General features: G+C 43.0%; 20 protein-coding genes. 3 read left to right on the top strand and 17 right to left on the bottom strand.

All coding sequences use genetic code 11. From position 1 onward, the window contains the following. Positions 1-30 precede the first annotated feature (30 nt). The 4 genes from DW152_RS06520 to DW152_RS06505 all read right to left on the bottom strand — a co-directional run bounded on the left by DW152_RS06520 (position 31) and on the right by DW152_RS06505 (position 6,626). The gene (locus DW152_RS06520; RefSeq protein WP_117536742.1) at positions 31-4,578 is read right to left on the bottom strand and encodes a PolC-type DNA polymerase III; all 4,548 of its coding nucleotides are present in this window, start codon (positions 4,576-4,578) and stop codon (positions 31-33) included. Beyond that, entirely contained in the window at positions 4,571-5,626 is a 1,056-nt protein-coding gene (gene ispG, locus DW152_RS06515) for a flavodoxin-dependent (E)-4-hydroxy-3-methylbut-2-enyl-diphosphate synthase (RefSeq protein ID WP_021860795.1), read from the bottom strand. Before ispG ends, DW152_RS06520 begins: the two co-directional genes overlap by 8 nt. A 104-nt stretch (positions 5,627-5,730) precedes the next feature. Beyond that, positions 5,731-6,192 carry a hypothetical protein gene (locus DW152_RS06510; RefSeq protein WP_117536743.1) on the bottom strand — a complete coding sequence of 154 codons (462 nt, stop codon included), beginning with the start codon at positions 6,190-6,192 and terminating at the stop codon, positions 5,731-5,733. 200 nt (positions 6,193-6,392) lie between these two features. Continuing rightward, positions 6,393-6,626: a hypothetical protein gene (locus DW152_RS06505; RefSeq protein WP_117536744.1), complete on the bottom strand. Its 234-nt coding sequence runs from the start codon at positions 6,624-6,626 to the stop codon at positions 6,393-6,395. Between the two features lie 190 nt (positions 6,627-6,816). Here DW152_RS06505 and DW152_RS06500 point away from each other — a divergent pair, with 190 nt between their 5' ends. Further along, on the top strand, positions 6,817-7,176 hold the full coding sequence (locus tag DW152_RS06500; RefSeq protein ID WP_117536745.1) for a helix-turn-helix domain-containing protein: 360 nt from the start codon (positions 6,817-6,819) through the stop codon (positions 7,174-7,176). A gap of 49 nt (positions 7,177-7,225) precedes the next feature. Here DW152_RS06500 and DW152_RS06495 read toward each other — a convergent pair whose 3' ends face one another. From DW152_RS06495 to rho, 11 genes are all read right to left on the bottom strand, one after another. Next, positions 7,226-8,257: a 3-deoxy-7-phosphoheptulonate synthase gene (locus tag DW152_RS06495; RefSeq protein WP_117536746.1), complete on the bottom strand. Its 1,032-nt coding sequence runs from the start codon at positions 8,255-8,257 to the stop codon at positions 7,226-7,228. Beyond that, on the bottom strand, positions 8,241-9,212 hold the full coding sequence (locus DW152_RS06490; protein WP_117536747.1) for a carbohydrate kinase family protein: 972 nt from the start codon (positions 9,210-9,212) through the stop codon (positions 8,241-8,243). The genes DW152_RS06495 and DW152_RS06490 overlap by 17 nt, the downstream gene beginning before the upstream one ends. 29 nt (positions 9,213-9,241) lie before the next feature. Next, entirely contained in the window at positions 9,242-9,754 is a 513-nt protein-coding gene (locus tag DW152_RS06485; RefSeq protein ID WP_117536748.1) for a COG2426 family protein, read from the bottom strand. A gap of 9 nt (positions 9,755-9,763) precedes the next feature. Continuing rightward, positions 9,764-10,819 carry a histidinol-phosphate transaminase gene (gene hisC, locus DW152_RS06480; protein WP_021860802.1) on the bottom strand — a complete coding sequence of 352 codons (1,056 nt, stop codon included), beginning with the start codon at positions 10,817-10,819 and terminating at the stop codon, positions 9,764-9,766. A 35-nt stretch (positions 10,820-10,854) separates the two neighbouring features. Continuing rightward, positions 10,855-12,048 (bottom strand): pyridoxal phosphate-dependent aminotransferase, encoded by a 1,194-nt coding sequence (locus DW152_RS06475; protein WP_117536749.1) that lies wholly within the window; start codon positions 12,046-12,048, stop codon positions 10,855-10,857. A 22-nt stretch (positions 12,049-12,070) separates the two neighbouring features. Continuing rightward, positions 12,071-12,973 carry a DUF2156 domain-containing protein gene (locus tag DW152_RS06470; RefSeq protein WP_021860804.1) on the bottom strand — a complete coding sequence of 301 codons (903 nt, stop codon included), beginning with the start codon at positions 12,971-12,973 and terminating at the stop codon, positions 12,071-12,073. A gap of 55 nt (positions 12,974-13,028) precedes the next feature. Further along, positions 13,029-14,102 (bottom strand): peptide chain release factor 1, encoded by a 1,074-nt coding sequence (gene prfA / locus DW152_RS06465; RefSeq protein ID WP_021860805.1) that lies wholly within the window; start codon positions 14,100-14,102, stop codon positions 13,029-13,031. A 41-nt stretch (positions 14,103-14,143) separates the two neighbouring features. After that, the gene (gene prmC / locus DW152_RS06460; RefSeq protein WP_118288224.1) at positions 14,144-15,019 is read right to left on the bottom strand and encodes a peptide chain release factor N(5)-glutamine methyltransferase; all 876 of its coding nucleotides are present in this window, start codon (positions 15,017-15,019) and stop codon (positions 14,144-14,146) included. Continuing rightward, complete coding sequence (locus DW152_RS06455) at positions 15,000-15,926, bottom strand: DUF1385 domain-containing protein (protein ID WP_117536751.1); 927 nt, start codon at positions 15,924-15,926, stop codon at positions 15,000-15,002. Before DW152_RS06455 ends, prmC begins: the two co-directional genes overlap by 20 nt. A 72-nt stretch (positions 15,927-15,998) precedes the next feature. Next, positions 15,999-16,202 carry a 50S ribosomal protein L31 gene (rpmE, locus tag DW152_RS06450; RefSeq protein ID WP_021860808.1) on the bottom strand — a complete coding sequence of 68 codons (204 nt, stop codon included), beginning with the start codon at positions 16,200-16,202 and terminating at the stop codon, positions 15,999-16,001. A 103-nt stretch (positions 16,203-16,305) separates the two neighbouring features. Continuing rightward, positions 16,306-17,643, bottom strand: coding sequence for a transcription termination factor Rho (rho, locus tag DW152_RS06445; protein WP_199537814.1), 1,338 nt, complete (start codon positions 17,641-17,643; stop codon positions 16,306-16,308). A 194-nt stretch (positions 17,644-17,837) separates the two neighbouring features. On the opposite strand from rho, the gene DW152_RS06440 reads away from it, so the two are divergent. Both DW152_RS06440 and DW152_RS06435 read left to right on the top strand, forming a co-directional pair. Next, on the top strand, positions 17,838-18,764 hold the full coding sequence (locus DW152_RS06440; RefSeq protein WP_118288223.1) for a TIGR01212 family radical SAM protein: 927 nt from the start codon (positions 17,838-17,840) through the stop codon (positions 18,762-18,764). Further along, the gene (locus DW152_RS06435; protein ID WP_021860811.1) at positions 18,764-19,276 is read left to right on the top strand and encodes a DUF4364 family protein; all 513 of its coding nucleotides are present in this window, start codon (positions 18,764-18,766) and stop codon (positions 19,274-19,276) included. The genes DW152_RS06440 and DW152_RS06435 overlap by 1 nt, the downstream gene beginning before the upstream one ends. Here DW152_RS06435 and hemW read toward each other — a convergent pair. After that, positions 19,268-20,413: a radical SAM family heme chaperone HemW gene (gene hemW / locus DW152_RS06430; RefSeq protein WP_118288222.1), complete on the bottom strand. Its 1,146-nt coding sequence runs from the start codon at positions 20,411-20,413 to the stop codon at positions 19,268-19,270. The two genes, DW152_RS06435 and hemW, sit on opposite strands and share 9 nt — an antisense overlap. Beyond that, complete coding sequence (lepA, locus tag DW152_RS06425; RefSeq protein ID WP_021860813.1) at positions 20,414-22,219, bottom strand: translation elongation factor 4; 1,806 nt, start codon at positions 22,217-22,219, stop codon at positions 20,414-20,416. Positions 22,220-22,246: the final 27 nt, after the last annotated feature.

Here is a 22,246-nt window from a genome sequence, read left to right as displayed (position 1 = left end):
ATTTCTGTAATGATGATTTAAAATATCCGTTTAAAAATCAAACAATGATAACTGGTTGGATTCCGGCAGTTCTCCAAACAATCCAAGATCATTCATCGTATCAATAACCGTCTTACTTGCTTTTGTACGCTGTCTGAAATCATCCCTGGACAGATATGGACCATCTTTTGCGGCAACTTCTACTGCCTCTGCAGCCTTATCTCCCATTCCATCAATCGTAGAGAACGGCGGCATCAGTTTTCCGTCAATGATCTGGAACTTTGTCGCTTTCGCTTTATAAATATCGATTGGCATAAATTCAAATCCTCTCGCATACATTTCCTGCACGATGTGCATATCCTTCATCTCATCCTGCTCTTTATTCGTAAGCGAGGAAGATCTTCTTGTATAGTCATTGATATAATATTGCAGCTTTTCCTTACCCTGACACATTTTTTCATAAGAAAATGCATTAGCACGGATTCCAAAATAAGCGCCATAATATGCCAGCGGATAATTAACTTTACAATAAGCAATTCTGTATGCCATCATGACATATGCAGCCGCATGGGCTTTCGGAAACATATATTTGATCTTCTCGCAGGAACCGATATACCAGTCCGGTACATCATGGTCGATCATATCTTTCTTAAAGTCTGGCCACTCCTTACATTTTCCCTTTGCTACTGTTCCCTTTCGCACACGTTCCATAATCGTAAAGGATTCCTCACTGTCCAGTCCTTTATTGATCAGATACGTCATAATATCATCTCGCGTACAGATTGCTGTGGAAATCGTTGCCTTGCCACTCTTGATAAGATCCTGCGCATTATTCAGCCATACATCCGTTCCGTGAGACAGACCGGAGATACGGATCAGATCCGATAACGTCTTTGGTTTCGTATCGACAACCATCTGGATAACGAAATCCGTTCCAAACTCCGGAATACCAAGGCAGCCAACCGGACAGCCTCCGATATCATCCGGTGCGATTCCAAGCGCCGATGTATCGTGGAAGAGTGACATTACGTCCGGATCATCCAGCGGAATATCCGTCGCTACAAATTTGTGATCTGTTTCATTGTATTCATTGTCCATCGCCGGTGAGCTGATATATTCCTCCAGCGTCTTGATCATTGTCGGATCATCATGTCCGAGAATGTCCAGCTTCAATAAGTTGTGATCGATGGAATGGTAATCAAAATGTGTTGTGATAATATCTGTTGTCATATCATTTGCCGGATGCTGCACTGGAGTGAACGAGTTAATATCCTCACCCAGTGGAAGTACGATAATACCACCCGGATGCTGTCCGGTACTTCTGCGGATACCGGTACATCCACCTACAATACGATTGATCTCACAGGTTCTCTTTCCCTGTCCGCGCTCTTCATAATAATTCTTCACATAACCGAACGCTGTCTTATCTGCCAGCGTACCGATCGTTCCGGCACGGTAAGTCTGACCTGCTCCGAAAATAACTTCTGTATATTTATGCGCATTACTCTGATAGTCACCGGAGAAGTTCAGGTCAATATCCGGCTCTTTATTTCCTTTGAATCCAAGGAAAGTCTCAAATGGAATGTCAAAACCATCTTTGATCAACGGTGTGCCACATTCCGGGCAGTTCTTATCCGGCATATCCCATCCACAGCCTCCGGCATACGCACGCACTTCATCCGAATCAAAATCACTGTAATGACAATTCGGGCAGTAATAATGGGGGCTTAGCGGATTAACTTCCGTGATTCCCGCCATCGTAGCAACGAAAGAAGATCCTACGGATCCACGGGAACCTACCAGATAGCCGTCCTCATTTGATTTCCATACCAGCTTCTGTGCGATAATATACATAACAGCGAATCCGTTGGAAATAATAGAGTTCAGCTCTCTCTCCAGACGTTCCGTAACAACCGGTGGAAGTTCCTCTCCATACATGGAGTGCGCTTTATTATAACAGATCTCACGCAACGTCTTATCCGAATCCGGGATAACCGGCGGACACTTATCCGGACGCACCGGGGAAATCCGTTCGATCATATCGGCAATCCGGTTCGGATTCTCTATTACGATTTCTCTTGCTTTCGCAGAACCGAGGTATTCAAATTCTTCTAACATCTCATCCGTTGTGTGCAGATACAGCGGCGGCTGGTTATCCGCATCCGGGAATCCCTTACCCGCCATAATGATCCGGCGGTACACTTCATCTTCCGGATTCAGAAAATGCACATCACAGGTTGCCACAACCGGCTTATTGAACTTTTCACCTAACGCAATAATCTTCCGGTTGATCTCACGCAAATCTTCCTCACTGTTTACCTTCGTAATCTTCGGGCTGTCGATCATGAATTCGTTGTTTCCAAGCGGCTGTACTTCCAGATAATCATAGAAGTTGACAATTCTGGAAATCCGCTGTTCAGACTTATCATTTAAGATTGCCTGATACAGCTCTCCCGCTTCGCAGGCGCTTCCTACAATCAAGCCTTCTCTGTATTTTGACAACTCACTCTTCGGAATACGCGGGCGTCTCGCATAAAAGTCCAGATGTGACTCCGACACCAGTTTGTAAAGATTCACACGACCGGTCTGGTTCTTTGCAAGAATAATTACATGATAGGACGGTAATTTCCTGATCGCATCCTTATTCTGCGCTCCAAACTGGTTTAATTTCGTCAACGTCTTAATATTTCTGGCGCGCAGCATTTCCACAAATTTTACGAAAATCTCTGCCGTCGCTCCCGCATCATCAACAGCGCGGTGATGATTTTCCAGAGAAATGTGCAGTGCATTCGCCACAACATTCAACTTAAACTTCGATAAAGTCGGCAGTAAGATTCTCGCCATCGCTACCGTGTCTACCGATGTAAAATCCGGTGTGATGTCCTGATATCTGCAATTCTGTTCAATAAAGCTTACATCAAAGCTTGCATTGTGTGCCACCAGTACCGCATCTCCGACAAATTCGAGAAACTGAGGCAGGATCGTCTCGATATCCGGCGCTTCCATAACCATGTCATCGGTAATGCCCGTCAGGTTCGTAATTTCAAACGGAATCGGCACTTTCGGATTGACAAATGTACTGAATTTGTCAGTAATCACTCCATTTTCCACCTTTACAGCACCAATCTCGATAATCTTGTCCTTGATTGAGCTGAATCCGGTCGTCTCAAGGTCGAATACTACATATGTGTCATTCAGGCTCTGCCCTTTTTCATTCACTGCAACATCCTGCAGATCATCAACCAGATAACCTTCCACTCCGTAAATCACCTTAAATGGATCGTCTTTATCCAATCCTTCAATAAAATGATTGGCAATTGGGAATGCCTGTACCACGCCGTGGTCTGTGATTGCGATCGCCTTGTGTCCCCATTCATGGGCACGCTTCAGAATATCAACTACCTCAGAGACACCGTCCATATCGCTCATCTTTGTATGGCAGTGAAGCTCCACACGTTTCTCCGGCGCAGTATCCATTCTGGATTCTGTGAAATCACTGATCTTGCGGATTCCGGTTACCGAACCGATTGTCAGTTCTCCGTCAAATTTATCGATCGTTGTTACACCCTTGATTTTCAGAAAAGCGCCTTTCTTGATATCACCTAATACATCTGGGAGCTGCTCATTTCTTACAAACATCTTAACCATGATCGTATCGGTAAAATCTGTCACTGCGAACATGACAATTGTCTTCTCATTACGGATCTCACGGGTATCAAATTCAATGACTTTGCCACGGAAGGTAATCTCACCCATCTCACCTACAACTGTGGATAACTCGATCGGATCATCATCAAAATCACGTCCATAGAGCAGATTCGGATCGTCCGGATTCCGCTTAAATGGAGAAAACCGCTCTTTTTTACCAAAGTTTCCGGAAAATTTCTTACCCTTTCCACCAGTCATTGGTTTTGATGCAGACTTTTGCACCGCTGCTGCTTTCTTTTCCTCTTTTTTCGTTTCTTTTTTCTTATCTTCGTCTGAAGCTTCCGCTTCCTGAGTGGCATTTTCTTCTCTCACTGCCGCTGTGTGTTCCAGAATTGCTTCTACTTCCTGCTGAATCTTCTGGTCATTATATTTTAATTTGCTGTCTTTTGCTTTCTTATATGTAACGTGTACTTCAATCGGACAGCAAAAACGCTCTGCAAATATCCGCTCCAGATAATGTACGAGATGCTCTTTCTTGCCCTTTGCAACAATTGTATCTGTAAGCTGGAGTCTCAGTACATTTTCCGTATCAAAAGACCACGTAGCGCTCTGCATCATGCTGCGCTCTACGACACTCTCCGTCCCCAGTTCTTCCAGAATACTGTCCAGATACTCGTTAAGCAGATTCTCCGGCGTATACTGTGCCGATAAATGATACTGCTCTTTTACCTCTATCTGGAGTCTGTTTTTTCCGAATAACTGCTCCTTTACCATAGATTCCACACGGTAGATCATCTTCTTCTGAAGCAAATGTGCACTTTCTATATGAATACGGACAAAGTCACGATTAGAATTCGTCGTGACTTTGCTAACTTCTACGTCCTGTAATAACAGACGCATATCATCTTTCACCTTTAATGTTGGAAATACTTCAAAAAATTTTTTATTCATTCCAGTGTAAAAGCTCCCATCTTAATGTTTCTAACAACTCATCTTCTTTTACTTTCTTCACAATCTCGCCCTTCTTGATCAGAAGTCCTTCTCCGATTCCTCCGGCGATTCCTATATCTGCTTCTTTTGCTTCTCCCGGTCCGTTTACGACACAGCCCATCACCGCAACTTTGATATCAAGCGGAATATCAGCTACCATCTGCTCTACCTGATTTGCAAGACCTATGAGATCGATCTTCGTTCTTCCGCAGGTCGGACAGGACACAACTTCGATTCCACCTTTACGAAGTCCGAGTGTCTTTAAAATTAATTTTGCAGACTTGATCTCTTCTGTCGGATCTCCGGTCAGTGATACACGGATCGTATCTCCGATTCCCTGATGCAGAATCAGACCGAGCCCAATGGATGACTTAATATTTCCGGCAAGTAAAGTACCGGACTCTGTAATACCTACATGTAATGGATATTTACACTGGTCAGCGATCAGCTCATGCGCTTTCACACACATCAGTACATCGGAAGATTTGATGCTGACAACCAGATTGTCATAGCCCATCTCTTCAATCATATGTACTTTATCCATGGCACTCTCAACCAGGCCTTCAGCTGTAACGCCACCGTATTTCTCTACCAGATTCTTCTCCAGAGAACCGCTGTTTACCCCGACACGGATTGGGATGCCATGTTCTTTTGCCTTATCTACCACTGCCTGCACGCGGGATGCATCCCCGATATTTCCCGGATTGATACGGATCTTATCTGCGCCATTCTCAATCGCAGCAATCGCCAACCGGTAATCAAAATGAATGTCCGCCACCAATGGAATATGAATCTGCTTCTTGATTTTTCCAAGTGCTTCCGCCGCTTCTATCGTCGGCACAGCGCAACGAATAATCTCACATCCTGCTTTCTCCAGCGCATGGATCTGTGCAACCGTTGCATCTACATCTTCTGTCTTCGTATTCGTCATAGACTGAATTGCAATCGGATTTCCTCCACCAATCTTCACATTTCCAATCTGTACTACTTTCGTACGTTCTCTTGTCATAATTTCTCTCCTTAACCGCAATTATTCTGTTTCTTTTCTCTCTAAATGTCGGAAAAACCCTCTATCACCCGTTTCTTTGAACAGGAAAAATAGAGGGATCTTAATTATTCCTTATCTAATACCATCTGATCGCCATATTCGCTCTCCGTAAGTGTCAGACATTCCCGGTCAACACTGTACGTGTAAGTCGATGCCAGCGATTCAAGAGCTGTCTCCAGATCATTTTCGCTATATGCACCCTTAGACTTATCAGCTACGCTTTTTAACTTCGCGTCATCATAGGAAAATGTAATCGTCTTCGCATCCTTATCAATCGAATAAGCTAAAGGCACTTCTACTTTGTCCTGCTCCTGGAAATCTAACAGCGTCACATCTGCCGAACCGCTGCCATGGATACTCAGATCCATTCTTCCATTCTCATCCTTCCAGTTTCCTTCTACCGGATTGGAAGTGAACATCTTCGTCAGCAGGAAGATTGCAATCAGGATGATCAGCGCAGTTGAAACCAGTACGACTGCCCTCCAGATTCTGCTTCTTTGTTCTTCATCATTCTTTGCTATAAACATCTATCTTCGTCCTTCCGTATAATACTAATATGCTTTATACAAATTATAAGTTTTTTCCAATCGGGTGTCAATGGCAAGCGCCTTGTGTCTTTTCCAAAATAATGTTCCCTCTATTGAATTTTCTTAGTCATAATGGAGATTTTTTATTTTGGGGAATTAGCATCCGGTGAAATTTCTTGTCTGTCCCTGTATAAATAACTTTATTCCTCCATCTCCACTACGAGATAAAAGCCTCTCTCTGTCTTCTCGATTTCCTTGATAACCCCTTTTCGGGACATAATACGCTCTCTTGTACGGTAAATGCCGGACATTGCAACTGACGGCTCTACCAGATAAGTATACTGACCGGTCACGGCGCTTCTTTCGCTGATCACAACCTCCTGACCTTCTTCAACCAGTCCTTCTCTTTCCATCTTAAATCTTTCCTGACGCATAATATCGCTTCCTTTCCATATAATAAATTTATGATGCCAGCTGATTTGTTCCTTTCATGTCTCATTTGTGTTGCGTTTCGGAACTTTTATTCTGCTTATTGTTGAGTCTCGGCACATTCTATGTTCTTTATCGAAACAATTGTTAAAATACATATATATTATCCAATATCCAGAAAGGCGGTAACGTATTATGGCATCATTCGCTGAAAAATTAAAAGCTTTACGCGGGCAAAATCATATGACACAGGCTCAGCTTGCCGCCGCTTTAAATGTTGCACGTTCTACTGTTGCCGGATATGAAACAAAAAGCCGAGAACCTTCCCATGACAAACTGAATGTTATGGCAGATTTGTTCCATGTCAGTGTAGATTATCTGCTTGATGATTCCCCTGTTGAAATTACCACTTTTGATGAGCCGCACACTTCGCAGACCGAAGCGCTCCTGCTTACAAGATACCGTAAGCTGTCACTCCAATCGAAAAAGGAGTTGTTACATTACTTGGAACTCTTAGAGTCCTGGGAAACAACTTCCCACTTAAAAATACAATAATACGTATACCAAAACCGAGATTTTAGTATACGTATTTTTTATTTTCCTATTAACATTCTTCTGCTATCTTCAGAATCAGATCTCTTGTATCGTCCCATCCAAGACACGGATCTGTAATTGATTTTCCGTAAGTCATATGATCACAGATGTCCTGTCTTCCTTCTTCCAGATAGCTCTCAATCATAACACCCTTTATCATATCTTTGAGAGCCGGATTGTATCTTCTGCTGTGCAGAATTTCGCTTGTAATACGGATCTGCTCTTTGAATTTCTTATTCGAATTTGAATGGTTGGCATCTACAATAATTGCCGGATTCTCCAGATCTTTTTTCTGGTACAAGTCATATAAGCGGATGCAGTCTTCGTAATGATAGTTCGGAATACAGGTTCCGTATTTATCTACACCACCACGCAGAATCGCATGTGCATAAGGATTACCGCTTGTAGACACATCCATTCCGCGATAAATATAACGATGTCCTTTCTGTGCTGCAACAATGGAATTTAGCATAACCTCGAGATTTCCGCTGGTCGGATTCTTCATTCCTACCGGGATGTCCATTCCACTTGCTGTTAATCTATGCTGCTGATTTTCCACAGATCTTGCACCGATCGCCTCATAAGATAAAATATCATCCAGATAACTTCTGTTCTCCGGGTAGAGCATCTCATCTGCCGCTGTAAGCCCTGTCTCTTCCATTGCTCTTAAATGCATCTTACGAATGGAAAGGATTCCGGCGTACAGATCCGGTGCTTTCTCCGGATCTGGCTGATGCAGCATTCCTTTGTATCCTTCCCCGGTTGTCCTCGGTTTATTTGTATAAATACGCGGGATCAGGATCAGACGATCTTCGACCTCTTCATTAACTCTCGCAAGACGGTTTACATATTCGCATACCGCATCTTCATTATCCGCGGAGCACGGTCCGACAATTACAAGGAATTTATCGGATTTACCGGCAAATACATCCTTGATCATCTCATCTCTTTTTTCTTTAATGTTTTTTAATTTATCCGACAATGGATATTCTTTTTTTAATTCCGCCGGTGACGGAAGTTCTTTATTAATTCTGACTGCCATTTTTTATCATCTCTTCTATCTGTTCCGGTTCCGGCATGGAACGGATAGCTCCTTTTTTTAATGTAATAAGCGCTGCGCCGGCATTCGCGTACTGAAGGATTTCCTCCAGATTTTCTTCTGTGAGATTATCGATTCCATATTTTAACACACCATTGATCGCACATCCGCAGAATGTATCCCCCGCTCCGGTTGTCTCTATCGCTTTCACCGGATAACCCGCTTTTTCTACACGCATATCTTTGTAATATGCACGGCTTCCGTCTTTTCCCATTGTCAGGAAAATGAGTGGAATGTGATATTTATCCTGTAAATACTGAATTCCCTCATCATAGTCTTCTTTTCCGGATACAAACTGGATCTCATTATCAGATATTTTTAACACATCACACTGTGTAAATCCATATTCCATCATCTCTTTTGCTTCATCCAGAGATTTCCATAACGGTGGTCGTAAATTCGGATCAAATGTGATCAGACATCCTGCTTCTTTTGCAGTCTCAAGCGCTTTCTTTGTCGCTGTGCGAACCGGCTCATCTGTCATGGACAATGTACCGAAATGAAATACTTTTGATCCGCGAATCAATTCTTCATCAACTTCTTTTTCTTCCAGCATCATATCTGCACCTGGTTTACGATAAAAAGAGAATTCCCTGTCTCCGTCCGGAAATGTATGAACAAAGGCAAGTGTTGTCTTAATCTCTTCATCCAAGATCAGACCTTTTGTCTCAATCCCGATCGCATCGATCGTATCTTTTAAAAGTCTTCCAAACTGGTCATTTCCAACTTTTCCAATAAAAGCAGTCTTTCTGCCAAGCTTGTTCAGCATTGCAAGAACATTGCATGGCGCTCCGCCCGGACATGCTTCAAACAGACCGTTTCCCTGTTCACTCTCTCCGTTTTTCGTAAAATCGATCAGCATCTCGCCCATCGCTGTTACGTCATAAATCTTATCCATAATAGTCTCTCCCGTTTTTCTTCTTTTCTCTATCCAAGCAAATGTACGCCGCCAAGCAGGACATAAGAAACAAACCACATAATGACAGTTGCCATACAGATTCCAAGCATGATTGCCGGAAACGCTTTTTTAAATTTTATTCCCAGAAGCGCTGCGATCAGAGATCCTGTCCACGCTCCGGTTCCCGGAAGTGGAATACCAACAAACAGTACAAGTCCCCAGAACTCATATTTCTCGATCTGGTCTTTTTTGCTCATTGCTCTTGTTTCCAGCTTTTCCACCAGTGGTTTCAGCTTCTTCGTTCCTTTCATCCATGCAAAGATCGGTGTGATCAGAAGCAGAATAAAAGGCACCGGCACGATATTTCCAATAATTGAAAGCGGAATTGCTTCTGCTACCGGCACACCGAGAATTGGTCCTGCAACAAGTAATGCACCACGAAGTTCTACGATCGGAATCATGGAAATGATAAAGACGATTGCTTCTTTTCCCATGCTTCCTCTAAGGGCATGTATCAGGCCCTGCACTAAAGTTTCTGTCATATTCTTCTCCTATTTATTCATATATCTCTTAAGAAATGAAAACATTGTTTCCATCTCTTCTTTTGTTCCTATTGTAATCCGCATGTACTGCTCGATCCGTCTGCTTCCCCAGAAACGCACATAAATATTCTCTTTTTTCATTGCTTCAAAAAGTTCTTTTGCATCGTATTCGGGATGTTTTGCAAAGATAAAGTTCGCCTTGGAATCAAGGAACTCAAATCCAAGTTTTGCCAGCTCTTCTTTTGCCCATTCTCTTGTCTCGATAATTTTATGCACCGTTTCTTCAAAATGTGCACGGTCTTTTACAGCTTCGACACCGCAGACCAATGATGTCTGGTTCATCGTATAAGAGTTAAATGAATACTTTACATCATTCAGGCATTTGATCAGATGCGGATTACTGATCGCATATCCGATCCGCATGCCTGCCATGGATCTTGCTTTTGAAAAGGTCTGCACAACGATCAGATTATCGTACTTGTCAATCAATGAAAGTGCTGACTCTCCTGCAAAATCAACATATGCCTCATCTACAATTACAATCACATCCGGATTGTGTCGGATAATATCTTCCACTTTATCAAGTTCCTGATAAAGCCCGGTCGGCGCATTCGGATTCGGAAAGATCACACCTCCATTTTCTCCGTAATAATCTTCCGGAACAATCTCAAAATTCTTATCCAGCTCCTTGCACGTATATGGGATGCGGTACAGGTTCGCCCATACTTCATAAAATGAATACGTGATATCCGGGAAAAAGATTGGCTTATCCGAATTAAAAAATGTCAGGAAACACATGGATAACACATCATCCGATCCCACTCCTACAAATACCTGTTCCTCTCCGACATTATAAAAATCTGCCAGTTCTTTCACAAGAATATCTGCTGTCGGATCCGGGTATTTGCGGAGAAGATCCGTATTCATAGACTCCAGCGCTTCTGTCACACCTTTTGCCGGCGGATACGGATTCTCGTTTGTATTTAATTTAATTACTTTTCCGGTCGGCTGTTCTCCCGGAACATACGGTTCTACTTTCCTTATATTCTCTTCAAATGAATACATAGACTCTCCTTTATCTGTACATCATTAACAACTGCCTAGATACATTTCATCTCTTTTGCAAGCTCTTTGAACTTCGGAAGAGAATTTACAATTGTTTCATAAGATACACAGTATGCAAGTCTTACATATCCAGGGCATGCGAAAGAGCTTCCCGGAACGAGGAGCAGATTGTATTTCTTCGCAATGCTGCAAAATTCCTTCTCATCTGCAATTGGGGATTTTACAAACAGATAAAATGCTCCCTGTGGTTTGATACACTCAAATCCGCACTCCAGAAGTCCATTGTATAAAGTCTCTCTGTTTCTGTCATAGAAAGACAGATCTGTCTTCTCGTTAATGCATTTTGCAACGACTTTCTGCTGCAATGTCGGTGCATTTACAAATCCGAGAATACGGTTTGCTACATTAGCTGCTGACAATACCGTTTCACTGTCTGTTACTTCGTCTGGAATCACAAGATATCCAATGCGTTCTCCAGGAAGTGATAACGACTTACTGTAAGAATATCCTACGATCGTATTGTCATAATACTTCGTCAGATATGGCACTTCCACTCCATCGTATGCAAGTTCACGATATGGTTCGTCAGAAATCAGATAAATCTCTGTTCCGAATTCTTTCTGTTTTGCTTCCATGATCGCTGCCATTTTTTTAATTGTATCTTCTGAATATACAACACCTGTCGGGTTGTTCGGTGTGTTCACAATGACTGCTTTTGTTTTTGCTGTGATCTTCTGCTCGAACTCATCAAGCTTCGGCTGGAACGTCTCTTTATCTGGTGAAATTTCAACCAGTACTCCGTCAAAGTTGTTCGTATAAGAACGGTATTCTCCGAAATATGGTGCAAATGCAATTACTTCATCTCTCGGATTTAATAGTGTCTTCAAAATAACATTTAAGCCACCTGCTGCCCCTACTGTCATGATGATATTCTTTCCTTCAAAAGAAGTTCCGAATCTCTCATTCAGCGAATTTGCAATTGTCTCTCTTACATCTGCATAACCGCTGTTGCTGTTTGTGTAGCCATGCAGTACGATCGGATCACTCTCACTTACAAGCTCGATAATCGCTTTTTTTACTGCTTCCGGAGCCGGCACATTCGGATTGCCAAGGCTGAAATCAAAAACGTTCTCTGCCCCGTATATCTCTGCCAGTCTGTTACCTTCTTCGAACATCGCACGAATGGCAGAACTGTTTGCTACCATTCCTTTCATCTTCTCTGCAATCATGTTACACACTCCTTTTTATTATTTATTTTCTTGTCACAGTGCCTTTTTCCACCATGAACACCGGACGGTAGGACATCTTTGCCTTTCTTAAGCCTTCTGCCCCGGTATCTTCTTCTCTGTTTACATATTTGTAATCCATGCACTCATGTGATACAAACTGCTGATTGATCATAGGATATGCCCCCTGTACTTCTGCATATGCTTTCTCAATATGCACACCAAAAGTATCTGAACAGATTGGTTCTCCTACCGTAAAGGCTGCTACTTCTCCATCAATACGGAGTACACCGCCTTTCAGACCCAGTTCTTCAAACAATCTGAGTGAATTCAGTGTCACACAGATCTCTGCATTCTTCTCCAGATCTTCCTCACAACCGTTTTCATTTCTCCATTTTAATGCCATCTGGAAACAGTCTTCCACATTATCCTTTGTCATCGGTTCGTAGCTCCAGCGGTCTTCATACATAATTTTAAATTTATTAATATGGTTCCGCTTGCCATGTAATTTTTTACCGGATAAGGTTGCCAGCTTCTCAGTCTCATAAACATAATCCGCCTGGTCACGGTCATACTCGATCTGGTATCTGTCCGGGAACCATTCCTGCAAACGTTCAAAATTATCCGGTGTCACATTATACATGGAAAATGTACGTCCCCGGTCTTCGCAGTATCTTTCCAGAACCGGGATCACATTCTTCACATCCTCATCTTTTCCTGCCGGAAAAGCAAAGGCAATGTGATTCTCGTCCTCACTTTTGAATACAAGTGTATTCTCTATGACTGCCCATTTTACCGGATACTGTCTTGACCAGAGATACAGATTTACAAAAGTTCTCTCGCAGCTCCGGCTGGTATGATGCCTGAAATAGTGATCAATGATCTCTTTGTCTTCCAGTGCTGCCTTTTTAAACTGATATTCTTCCATAATCTTCCTTCTATATTTTGTTCATTTATCTCGTTATAAACAATTCGTATAATTTTTACTCTTCGTTCATATTCGCAAGCTTTGCTGCCTGGTCTGCTGCTGTAAGGCTGTCGATGATCTCGTCCAGATCTCCATTCAGAATAGAGTCCAGTTTATGCAGTGTCAGCTTGATACGGTGATCTGTTACTCGTCCCTGTGGGAAGTTGTAAGTACGGATCTTTTCAGAACGGTCTCCTGTACCGATCTGGCTTCTTCTTGCTTCTGCTTCAGATGCCTGTTTCTTCTCCATCTCCAGATCGTATAATTTGGAACGTAACAAACGGAAAGCTTTTTCCTTATTCTGTAACTGGGATTTCTCTGTCTGGCTGTAAATCACGATTCCTGTCGGGTAGTGAGTCAGACGTACCGCAGAGTCTGTTGTATTGACACACTGTCCACCGTTACCGGATGCACGCATAACGTCAATACGGATATCTTTGTCATCAATCACTACGTCTACATCTTCTGCCTCCGGCATGATCGCTACCGTGATCGTGGATGTATGGATACGCCCGCCGCTTTCTGTCTCCGGCACACGCTGTACACGATGTACACCGCTTTCGTATTTCAAACGGGAATATGCGCCCTGTCCTGTGATCATAAATACACACTCTTTGAATCCACCGATTCCATTCTCATTTAATGAAATCATCTCAACTTTCCAACGGCGTCCTTCTGCATAATGCAGATACATACGGTAAATCTCAGCAGCAAATAAAGCAGCTTCATCTCCCCCTGCTCCTGCACGGATTTCGACTATAACGTTCTTGTCATCGTTCGGATCCTTAGGCAGAAGAAGGATCTTCAGCTCATGCTCTAATTCTTCCACTCTCTTCTTGGACTCACTTAGTTCCTCTTTTGCAAGTTCTTTCAGTTCTTCATCAGACTCTTCATCTAACATCTCAAGACTATCTGCAATTGCCTGCTTGCAGGCTTTATATTCCTTATAAGCCTCAACGATCGGAGTCAAATCATTCTGCTCTTTCATCAGTTTACGGAAACGGTTCTGATCATTTGCAACATCTGGCTCCTGAAGCTCGCTTAATATTTCTTCAAATCGAATGAGCAAATCTTCTAATTTGTCAAACATATTTTCTCCTCCTGTTTCTTCTCTTCACACCTGTTTCAAGGCTACCCTTTATTGTACATTGCACTGACAACACGGTCAAGTCCTGCCAGATCCTTTTTCACATCAATTTTGTCGTATCCCGCCTGCGCAAGAAGCGCAGATACCTCTTCTGCCTGATCGTGCCCGATCTCGAATAAGATCCATCCGCCCGGTTTCAGGTATTTTCCTGCCTGAGCAATAATCTTCCGGTAAAAATACAGTCCGTCTTCTTTCCCATCAAGCGCAATATACGGATCATGTAATTTTACTTCATCGGCAAGCTCTTCGATTACGGCACTCCGGATATACGGTGGATTGGAAACGATGATATCGTATGCTCCTTCCACATTTTCAAACAAATCACTCTTCCTGAATACAGCATCCGCCTTAAGTCTCTCTCCATTCTGTCGCGCTACTTCCAGTGCGCCTTCGGATATATCCACACCGTTTCCTTCGATCTGTCCGCACAGCTTCATAAGACTTAGTAAAATGCAACCAGAGCCGGTACACACATCCAAAACCTGTACTTTCTTATTCGGCTCTTTTTTTAATTTTTCTTTTATATGACGATATGCTTCTTCTACCAAATTCTCGGTATCCTGTCGAGGAACAAGTACCTGATCATTTACAAGGAATTCATATCCCATAAAGTATTGTCTCCCGGTAATATGCTGCAACGGAATGTGCTCTGCGCGCTTTGCAAGTGCGACTTCGTATTCTTCTGCCTGTTCTTCCGGCACATCTGCTTTGGGGTTACCATAATATGCCGTCTTCGTAACTCCGGTAATATATTCCAACAGATACCACGCATCCAGATCTGCTTCTTCAATCTGTGCTTCGCGCAGTCTCTCTTTTCCACTTCGAAAAAGCTCTTCCAGATTAAAAATTTTTCCGTTCATAATCTCTCCAATCAAACACTGCTTCTACTGCCTGGATCGCGACTTCGATCATACTGTCATCCGGTTCTTTCGTTGTCAGCTTCTGGATCGCAAGTCCCGGTTTGCTCACAAGATTGATAAGTGCACCGTCACTATCTCCCGCCAGATGCAGGATCTCATAAGAAATTCCGGCAATTACGGGCAGAAGCAGGAGTCTTACAACAACACGCATTCCCATGGAATCCACATGGATCAGAAGCAGTAAAATAATACTGATTGCAAGAACCAGGAACAGGAAGCTGGTTCCGCAACGTTTGTGCTGTCTGGAACTCTTGCGGACATTTTCAACATTCAGTTCCATTCCATGTTCAATACAGTTGATACATTTATGCTCTGCACCATGATACATGAACGTGCGCTGTATATCTTCCATTCTGGAAATCAGTGCCAGATATAAAATAAATATCAGAATCCGTACCACTCCCTCCAGCAGTGTCCGGATTTCGTATGACGGAATAACATTTTTGAACAATGAAGACAGAAAATACGGAACCATCATAAAGATCACAACAGCAAATACAAGAGAAAACGCAAGCATACCGCGCATTGCCCATGCATCCTGTTTTTCTTTTTTCTCCTGTTCTTTTGCTGTCAACTCCTTTTTCTGTTCTTCTTCATCTTCCTCAAAAAATTCTGCCGAATACATTAATGTCCGGATTCCAAGAACCATAGAATCTGCAAATTTAAAAATCCCCCGGATAAATGGAATCTTAGAAAGTATCCCACATTTACCGGAAATCCCTTCATAATGTTCCGTCTTCACATGGATTTCTCCGTCCGGCTTTCTCACTGCCACGGCATATTCATCTCCGTTGCGCATCATAATACCTTCGATGACTGCCTGGCCTCCGATTTCTGATGACTTCATAAAGCCTCCTTTAAAACTTTTATAACGAAAAAAGGGTTGAGATTACAAAACCTCAACCCAAAACCTGCGAACTTATTTGTTCATTCCGTATTTCTTATTGAACTTATCAACACGGCCACGAGCCTGAGTTGCTTTCTGCTGTCCTGTATAGAACGGATGACACTTAGAACAGATCTCTACGTGGATGTCCTCGCTAGTTGATCCTGTTACGAATGTGTTACCACAGTTGCAAGTTACGGTTGCCTGATAATATGCTGGATGTATTCCTTCTTTCATGATTTTCACCTCTTCTTTTTATTTTTTACTTTCACGCGATTTTCGCGATTATGATTCGTTTTCTAAACAGCTTTGTTATTGTATCACAAAAAACACAGCTTGTCTAGACTAATTTTGTCTTTTTCATCAACTGGATAAATTCTCCATTATCCTTTGTTCTGGAGAACATGTTGAGGATATTATCCACAGCGTCTTCGGCGCGCATACCATTGAGTGCACGGCGCATCGTATCGACTGCTTCCTGCTCTGCCGGTGTAAGTAAGAGATCTTCTCTTCGTGTACCAGATTTTGGAATATCTACAGCCGGGAACATTCTCTTTTCAGACAGCTTGCGGTCAAGAACAAGTTCCATGTTACCGGTTCCTTTAAATTCCTCATAAATGACGTCATCCATCTTGCTTCCGGTATCTACAAGCGCGGTTGCCAGGATTGTAAGGCTTCCTCCGCCACGCATATTTCTCGCTGCTCCGAAGAAGCGCTTCGGCATATGCAGTGCAGCCGGATCGATACCACCGGAAAGTGTTCTTCCTGACGGTGGTACAGTTAAGTTATATGCTCTTGTCAGTCTTGTGATACTGTCAAGCAGAATCATAACGTCCTTTTTATGTTCTACCAGTCTCTTGGCACGCTCGATCACCATCTCTGACACACGCTTATGGTGCTCCGGTAACTCATCGAAAGTAGAGTAAATAACTTCTACATTGTCGCCTTCAATCGTTTCTTTGATATCTGTAACTTCCTCCGGACGCTCATCTATCAAAAGGATCAGAAGGTGTACTTCCGGATTGTTCTTTCTGACAGAAAGTGCAATCTGCTTAAGCAGAGTTGTCTTACCTGCTTTCGGAGGTGATACGATCATACCGCGCTGTCCTTTACCGATTGGGGAAAGCAGATCCACAATACGCATCGCTGTGCTTGTCTGTCCGCTCTCCAGACGCATTCTCTCATCCGGGAAAATCGGTGTCATATCTTCAAAGTTCTTCCGGTGGATCGCTTTCATCGGATCCATATCATTGATCTTTGACAGGTAAAGAAGTGCACTGAACTTCTCCTGCTGTGTCTTGATTCTTGTATGCCCCTCCAGAATATCTCCTGTCTTCAGATTAAACTTACGGATCTGTGACGGAGATACATATACATCATGATCACCCGGCAGATAATTATCACTTCGGATAAATCCATATCCATCCGGCATAACTTCCAGAATTCCATTTGCGACAACACCGCTGTCCAGTTTGTCAATATCATGCAGTTCTCTGTCGCCAGTGTTTGCCGACATCTCTTTTACATTCTCCTGGGATGCCTTTTTTTCTTTTTCATCTTCCTTCAGCATTAATTCAATCAACTCTGCTTTTTTCATTGTTGAAATGCCTTTCAGGCCACGCGCTTTTGCAAGCTCTTTAAGCGTAGCTAATGGAAGAGATTCATATTTTTCTCTCATCATATGCTTTATTCATCCTTTCACATCTGTTGTGGGAATCTTTGTCTGAGTTGACTTTCCTGAAATATTCATTCATTATACTACACTTTTTTTAATTTTTAAAGGGGTTACCAAATTATTTTTCACTGCTATTTTCTTGATTTGCCCCATTAAGGATGATATGATAATAAATAGTGAATAAGGCAGGTAACAAGATGACAATACATTGGAATGAAAAAAGATATTATTCTCTGGATTATTATCTGAAAGAGAACTACGGGGAAAAATTATATAAGCTCTCTTTAAATGGCGGTATGACCTGTCCGAACCGGGACGGCACACTGGACACGAGAGGCTGTATTTTCTGTAGCCGGGGCGGTTCCGGTGATTTTGCTGCTGACTCCGCAGTTTCTGTTACAGAGCAGATTGAGCAGGCAAAAGCACTTGTAGCATCCAAACAGACAGGTTCTTCATATATTGCTTATTTTCAGGCATTTACGAACACTTATGCACCTGTATCCAGACTACGTGAACTCTTCACGGAAGCGATCCATCATCCAGATATCCGGATTCTTTCCATTGCAACAAGACCTGACTGTTTAAGCGAAGAAATTCTGGATCTTCTCAGTGAACTGAACCAGATCAAACCAGTCTGGATTGAACTCGGACTTCAGACGATCCACCCGAAGACCGCAGCTTTTATCCGCAGAGGCTATGATCTTCCGGTTTTCGAACATGCCGTTCAGCATTTGCGCGCCCGCAATATTTCTGTAATCGTACATACGATCCTTGCTCTTCCGGGCGAGACGCCGGAGATGACGCTGGATACGATCCACTATCTGAACCGTTTTGATATCCAGGGTATCAAATTACAGCTTCTTCACATTCTGAAAGGAACGGATCTTGCCGATATCTATGAAGCTCATCCTTTTTATGTTCCTTCCATGGAAGAATATTTTGCACTTCTCGGCATGTGTATCTGCCACTTAAGACCTGATATTGTGATCCACCGGCTTACCGGTGACGGTCCGAAACCTTTGCTCGTCGCACCTTGCTGGAGCGCGAACAAAAGATATGTCCTGAACCAGATGCAATCTTATTTCAAGGCACACGACATCTGGCAGGGAAAGGAGTATTCATAATGGCTGAATCATTTAAACTGTATAAACTGATCATTTTATATATGTTAAATAAAGTGGATTTTCCGCTTACAAATTCACAGATTTCCGAATTTATCCTAGATCAGGGATACACAACTTACTTCAAGTTACAGCAGGCTCTCTCCGAACTTCTCTCTTCCGGTTTTATCCGCGAAGAAGCAACACACAGCCGTACTTTCTATCATCTGACCGAAGACGGCGAATCTACAATCCGGTATTTTGAAAATGATATATCGCCTGCAATCCAGAGCGACATCGATACATTTTTACAGAAAAAACACTACGAATTGAAGAACGAAGTAGCTGTAAAAGCCGACTATTACCAGCTCAGCACGGGGGAGTATTCTGTCCGCTGCCAGGTTTTTGAAAAAGGTCTTCCTCTGATCGACTTAACCATAACTGCCCCTACAGAAGCAGAAGCAGAAACAATCTCCAACAACTGGGCAAAGAAAAACCAGGAAGTGTATGCTATGGTTATGGCGCATCTACTTTAAGAATTCACTCATCACATAGTTGCTGATATCGATTCCACGCCGGGTTAAATATACCCGGCTGTTTTTTTCTTCCAGAAGCCCTTCTTCCTTTAGTGTACGGATCGTATCTCCGTACACTTCATCCAGTTCTTTTCCATAACATTCTGAAAATTCTTTTCTTCCTACGCCCTTCATCATCCGGAGTCCTAAAAACATCGTCTCTTCCATCTGTTCCTGCACAGACAGTATTTCTTTTTCGTCCGCTTTCATATGCATACGGTCTGGTTCATAAGTAAAGCGACAGTTATTAATAAGTGACGCTGCTCCCGTACCAATCCCCAGATACTCTGTCCGATACCAGTAACCAATGTTATGTCTGCATGCTTTTCCCGGCTTCGCATAGTTGGAAATCTCATAATGTTCATATCCGTATTCTTTCAGAATTTCCTCTGTCCGCCAATACATCCGACGTTCGGTATCTTCATCCGGAAGCCGCTCTTCTGTCGGTATCCGTCTGCCTCTTTCCAGTTCCTCTTCCTGATTTCCATATCTCTCATAAAACGGTGTTCCCTCTTCAATGATCAGACTGTATGCCGAAATGTGTTCCGGTGAAAGTTCTGCGACCGTACGAAGCGTCCGCTCCCAGTCTGAAAGATTCTGTCCCGGAATTGCTGACATCAGATCAATGTTAATATTTGTAAATCCAACCTCTTTTGCCAGCCTGTAAGTATGCAAAAATTCCTCATATGTATGGATCCTGCCAAGCATCCGGAGTTCTCTGTCATCTGCCGACTGCAAACCAATACTCAGGCGGTTGATCCCGCATTTCTGATATGCACGGAGTTTCTTTTCATCTACTGTTCCGGGATTCAGTTCGGTTGTAATCTCTGCGTCTTCTGCGATTGTAAATGTTCTATTAATTGCTGCAAATATGCTCTCCGTCTGTTCTGCTTCCAGCGTGGACGGTGTCCCACCGCCAAGGAAAATGCTGACAACACGATAAGCCTTCGCCAGATCTGTATAGGAACAGATTTCCCGGCAAAGGCTTTCTACATATATTTCCTGTTCGGCTCTGGTAGCAGGACCTGACAAGAAATCACAATATTTACATTTTCTTACACAAAAAGGAATATGAATATATAATTCTAATGCTTTCATTTATTTATCATCCAGCTTCAGTACGCTCATAAATGCCTTCTGTGGAATCTCGACATTGCCCACCTGGCGCATACGCTTCTTTCCTTCTTTTTGTTTCTCCAACAACTTTCTCTTACGGCTGATATCACCACCGTAACATTTTGCAAGAACGTCTTTACGCATTGCTCTTACAGTCTCTCTTGCAATAACCTTGCTTCCGATCGCTGCCTGGATCGGAATCTCAAAAAGCTGTCTTGGAATCTCTTCTTTTAATTTTTCACACATCTTACGTCCACGTTCATACGCAGTATCTGCATGCACAATAAAAGACAGCGCATCCACTTCTTCCTTGTTGATCAGAATATCCAGCTTCACAAGATCCGATCTTACATAGCCGTCCAGCTCATAATCAAAGGACGCATATCCTCTGGAGCGGGATTTGAGTGCATCGAAGAAATCATAAATGATCTCATTGAGTGGCAGATGATAGCGCAGCACGGCACGCGTCTCTTCAATGTATTCCATGCCTTCATATACGCCTCGTCTCTCCTGGCAAAGATCCATGATCGCTCCGATAAATTCAGATGTCACCATGATCTCTGCTTTTACCATCGGCTCTTCCATATATTCGATTTCAGACGGATCCGGCAGATTGGACGGATTGGTAAGTTCGATCACATCGCCGTTCGTCTTGTATACTTTGTAAATAACACCCGGTGCTGTTGTTACAAGATCTAAATTGTATTCTCTCTCCAGACGTTCCTGAATGATCTCCAGATGCAAAAGTCCGAGGAAACCACAGCGGAAACCAAATCCCAGTGCAATAGATGTCTCCGGCTCAAACTGCAGAGACGCATCATTTAACTGTAATTTCTCCAGCGCATCCCGAAGATCCGGATACTTTGCTCCATCTGCAGGATACAATCCGCAGTACACCATCGGGTTGACTTTTTTATAACCCGGAAGCGGCTCGGCACAAGGATTCTGTGCATTCGTCACTGTATCTCCGACACGGGTATCTCTTACATTCTTAAGGCTTGCTGTAATATAACCAACCATTCCGGCACTTAATTCTTCACACGGAATAAACTGTCCTGCACCAAAATATCCGACTTCCACAACTTCTGCTTTTGCTCCGGTTGCCATCATCAGGATCGGTGTGCCCTTTTTTACAGTTCCTTCTTTGATTCTGCAAAATACGATGACTCCCTTATAGGAATCATACAGCGAATCAAAGATCAATGCCTGAAGCGGTGCTTTCGGATCTCCAACCGGCGCCGGTATCTTCTCAACAATCTGCTCCAACACCTGTTCTACATTAAGTCCTGTCTTTGCAGAAATCTGCGGTGCATCTTCCGCTTCAATTCCGATCACATCTTCAATTTCTTCAATCACACGCTGTGGATCTGCACTTGGAAGGTCGATCTTATTAATAACCGGCATAACATCCAGATCGTGATCCAGTGCCAGATATACGTTGGCAAGCGTCTGTGCCTCCACACCCTGTGCTGCATCCACGACAAGAATCGCTCCGTCGCATGCTGCAAGGCTCCGGGATACTTCATAGTTAAAATCGACATGTCCCGGTGTGTCGATCAGGTTAAAGATATATTCTTCTCCGTCTTTCGCTTTATATACAATGCGGACAGTCTGCGCTTTAATCGTAATTCCACGCTCCCGTTCCAGCTCCATATTGTCCAGCACCTGTGACTGCATCTCACGGCTGGTCAAAAGACCTGTCATCTCAATGATACGGTCTGCCAGTGTTGATTTACCGTGATCGATATGGGCTATAATACAAAAATTTCTGATTTTACTCTGATCCATTGACAATTCTATCGTTCCCCTTAGTTT

The sequence above is a fragment of the Dorea sp. AM13-35 genome, assembly GCF_003473885.1.
Classification (GTDB): Bacteria; Bacillota; Clostridia; order Lachnospirales; family Lachnospiraceae; genus Dorea_D; species Dorea_D hominis.
This window is presented reverse-complemented; position numbering and strand designations above follow the sequence as displayed.

Excerpts from the sequence above, each read along its gene's own strand:
- DW152_RS06495 (WP_117536746.1), bottom strand. The coding sequence starts at position 8,257 with ATGGCAGTCAGAATTAATAAAGAACTTCCGTCACCGGCGGAATTAAAA.
- DW152_RS06510 (WP_117536743.1), bottom strand. The coding sequence starts at position 6,192 with ATGTTTATAGCAAAGAATGATGAAGAACAAAGAAGCAGAATCTGGAGG.
- hisC (WP_021860802.1), bottom strand. The coding sequence starts at position 10,819 with ATGTATTCATTTGAAGAGAATATAAGGAAAGTAGAACCGTATGTTCCG.
- DW152_RS06475 (WP_117536749.1), bottom strand. The coding sequence starts at position 12,048 with ATGATTGCAGAGAAGATGAAAGGAATGGTAGCAAACAGTTCTGCCATT.
- DW152_RS06440 (WP_118288223.1), top strand. The coding sequence starts at position 17,838 with ATGACAATACATTGGAATGAAAAAAGATATTATTCTCTGGATTATTAT.
- lepA (WP_021860813.1), bottom strand. The coding sequence starts at position 22,219 with ATGGATCAGAGTAAAATCAGAAATTTTTGTATTATAGCCCATATCGAT.
- hemW (WP_118288222.1), bottom strand. The coding sequence starts at position 20,413 with ATGAAAGCATTAGAATTATATATTCATATTCCTTTTTGTGTAAGAAAA.
- DW152_RS06470 (WP_021860804.1), bottom strand. The coding sequence starts at position 12,973 with ATGGAAGAATATCAGTTTAAAAAGGCAGCACTGGAAGACAAAGAGATC.
- rho (WP_199537814.1), bottom strand. The coding sequence starts at position 17,643 with ATGAGAGAAAAATATGAATCTCTTCCATTAGCTACGCTTAAAGAGCTT.
- ispG (WP_021860795.1), bottom strand. The coding sequence starts at position 5,626 with ATGACAAGAGAACGTACGAAAGTAGTACAGATTGGAAATGTGAAGATT.
- DW152_RS06435 (WP_021860811.1), top strand. The coding sequence starts at position 18,764 with ATGGCTGAATCATTTAAACTGTATAAACTGATCATTTTATATATGTTA.
- DW152_RS06485 (WP_117536748.1), bottom strand. The coding sequence starts at position 9,754 with ATGACAGAAACTTTAGTGCAGGGCCTGATACATGCCCTTAGAGGAAGC.
- DW152_RS06490 (WP_117536747.1), bottom strand. The coding sequence starts at position 9,212 with ATGGATAAGATTTATGACGTAACAGCGATGGGCGAGATGCTGATCGAT.
- DW152_RS06520 (WP_117536742.1), bottom strand. The coding sequence starts at position 4,578 with ATGAATAAAAAATTTTTTGAAGTATTTCCAACATTAAAGGTGAAAGAT.
- DW152_RS06505 (WP_117536744.1), bottom strand. The coding sequence starts at position 6,626 with ATGCGTCAGGAAAGATTTAAGATGGAAAGAGAAGGACTGGTTGAAGAA.
- prmC (WP_118288224.1), bottom strand. The coding sequence starts at position 15,019 with ATGAACGGAAAAATTTTTAATCTGGAAGAGCTTTTTCGAAGTGGAAAA.
- DW152_RS06455 (WP_117536751.1), bottom strand. The coding sequence starts at position 15,926 with ATGAAGTCATCAGAAATCGGAGGCCAGGCAGTCATCGAAGGTATTATG.
- rpmE (WP_021860808.1), bottom strand. The coding sequence starts at position 16,202 with ATGAAAGAAGGAATACATCCAGCATATTATCAGGCAACCGTAACTTGC.
- prfA (WP_021860805.1), bottom strand. The coding sequence starts at position 14,102 with ATGTTTGACAAATTAGAAGATTTGCTCATTCGATTTGAAGAAATATTA.
- DW152_RS06500 (WP_117536745.1), top strand. The coding sequence starts at position 6,817 with ATGGCATCATTCGCTGAAAAATTAAAAGCTTTACGCGGGCAAAATCAT.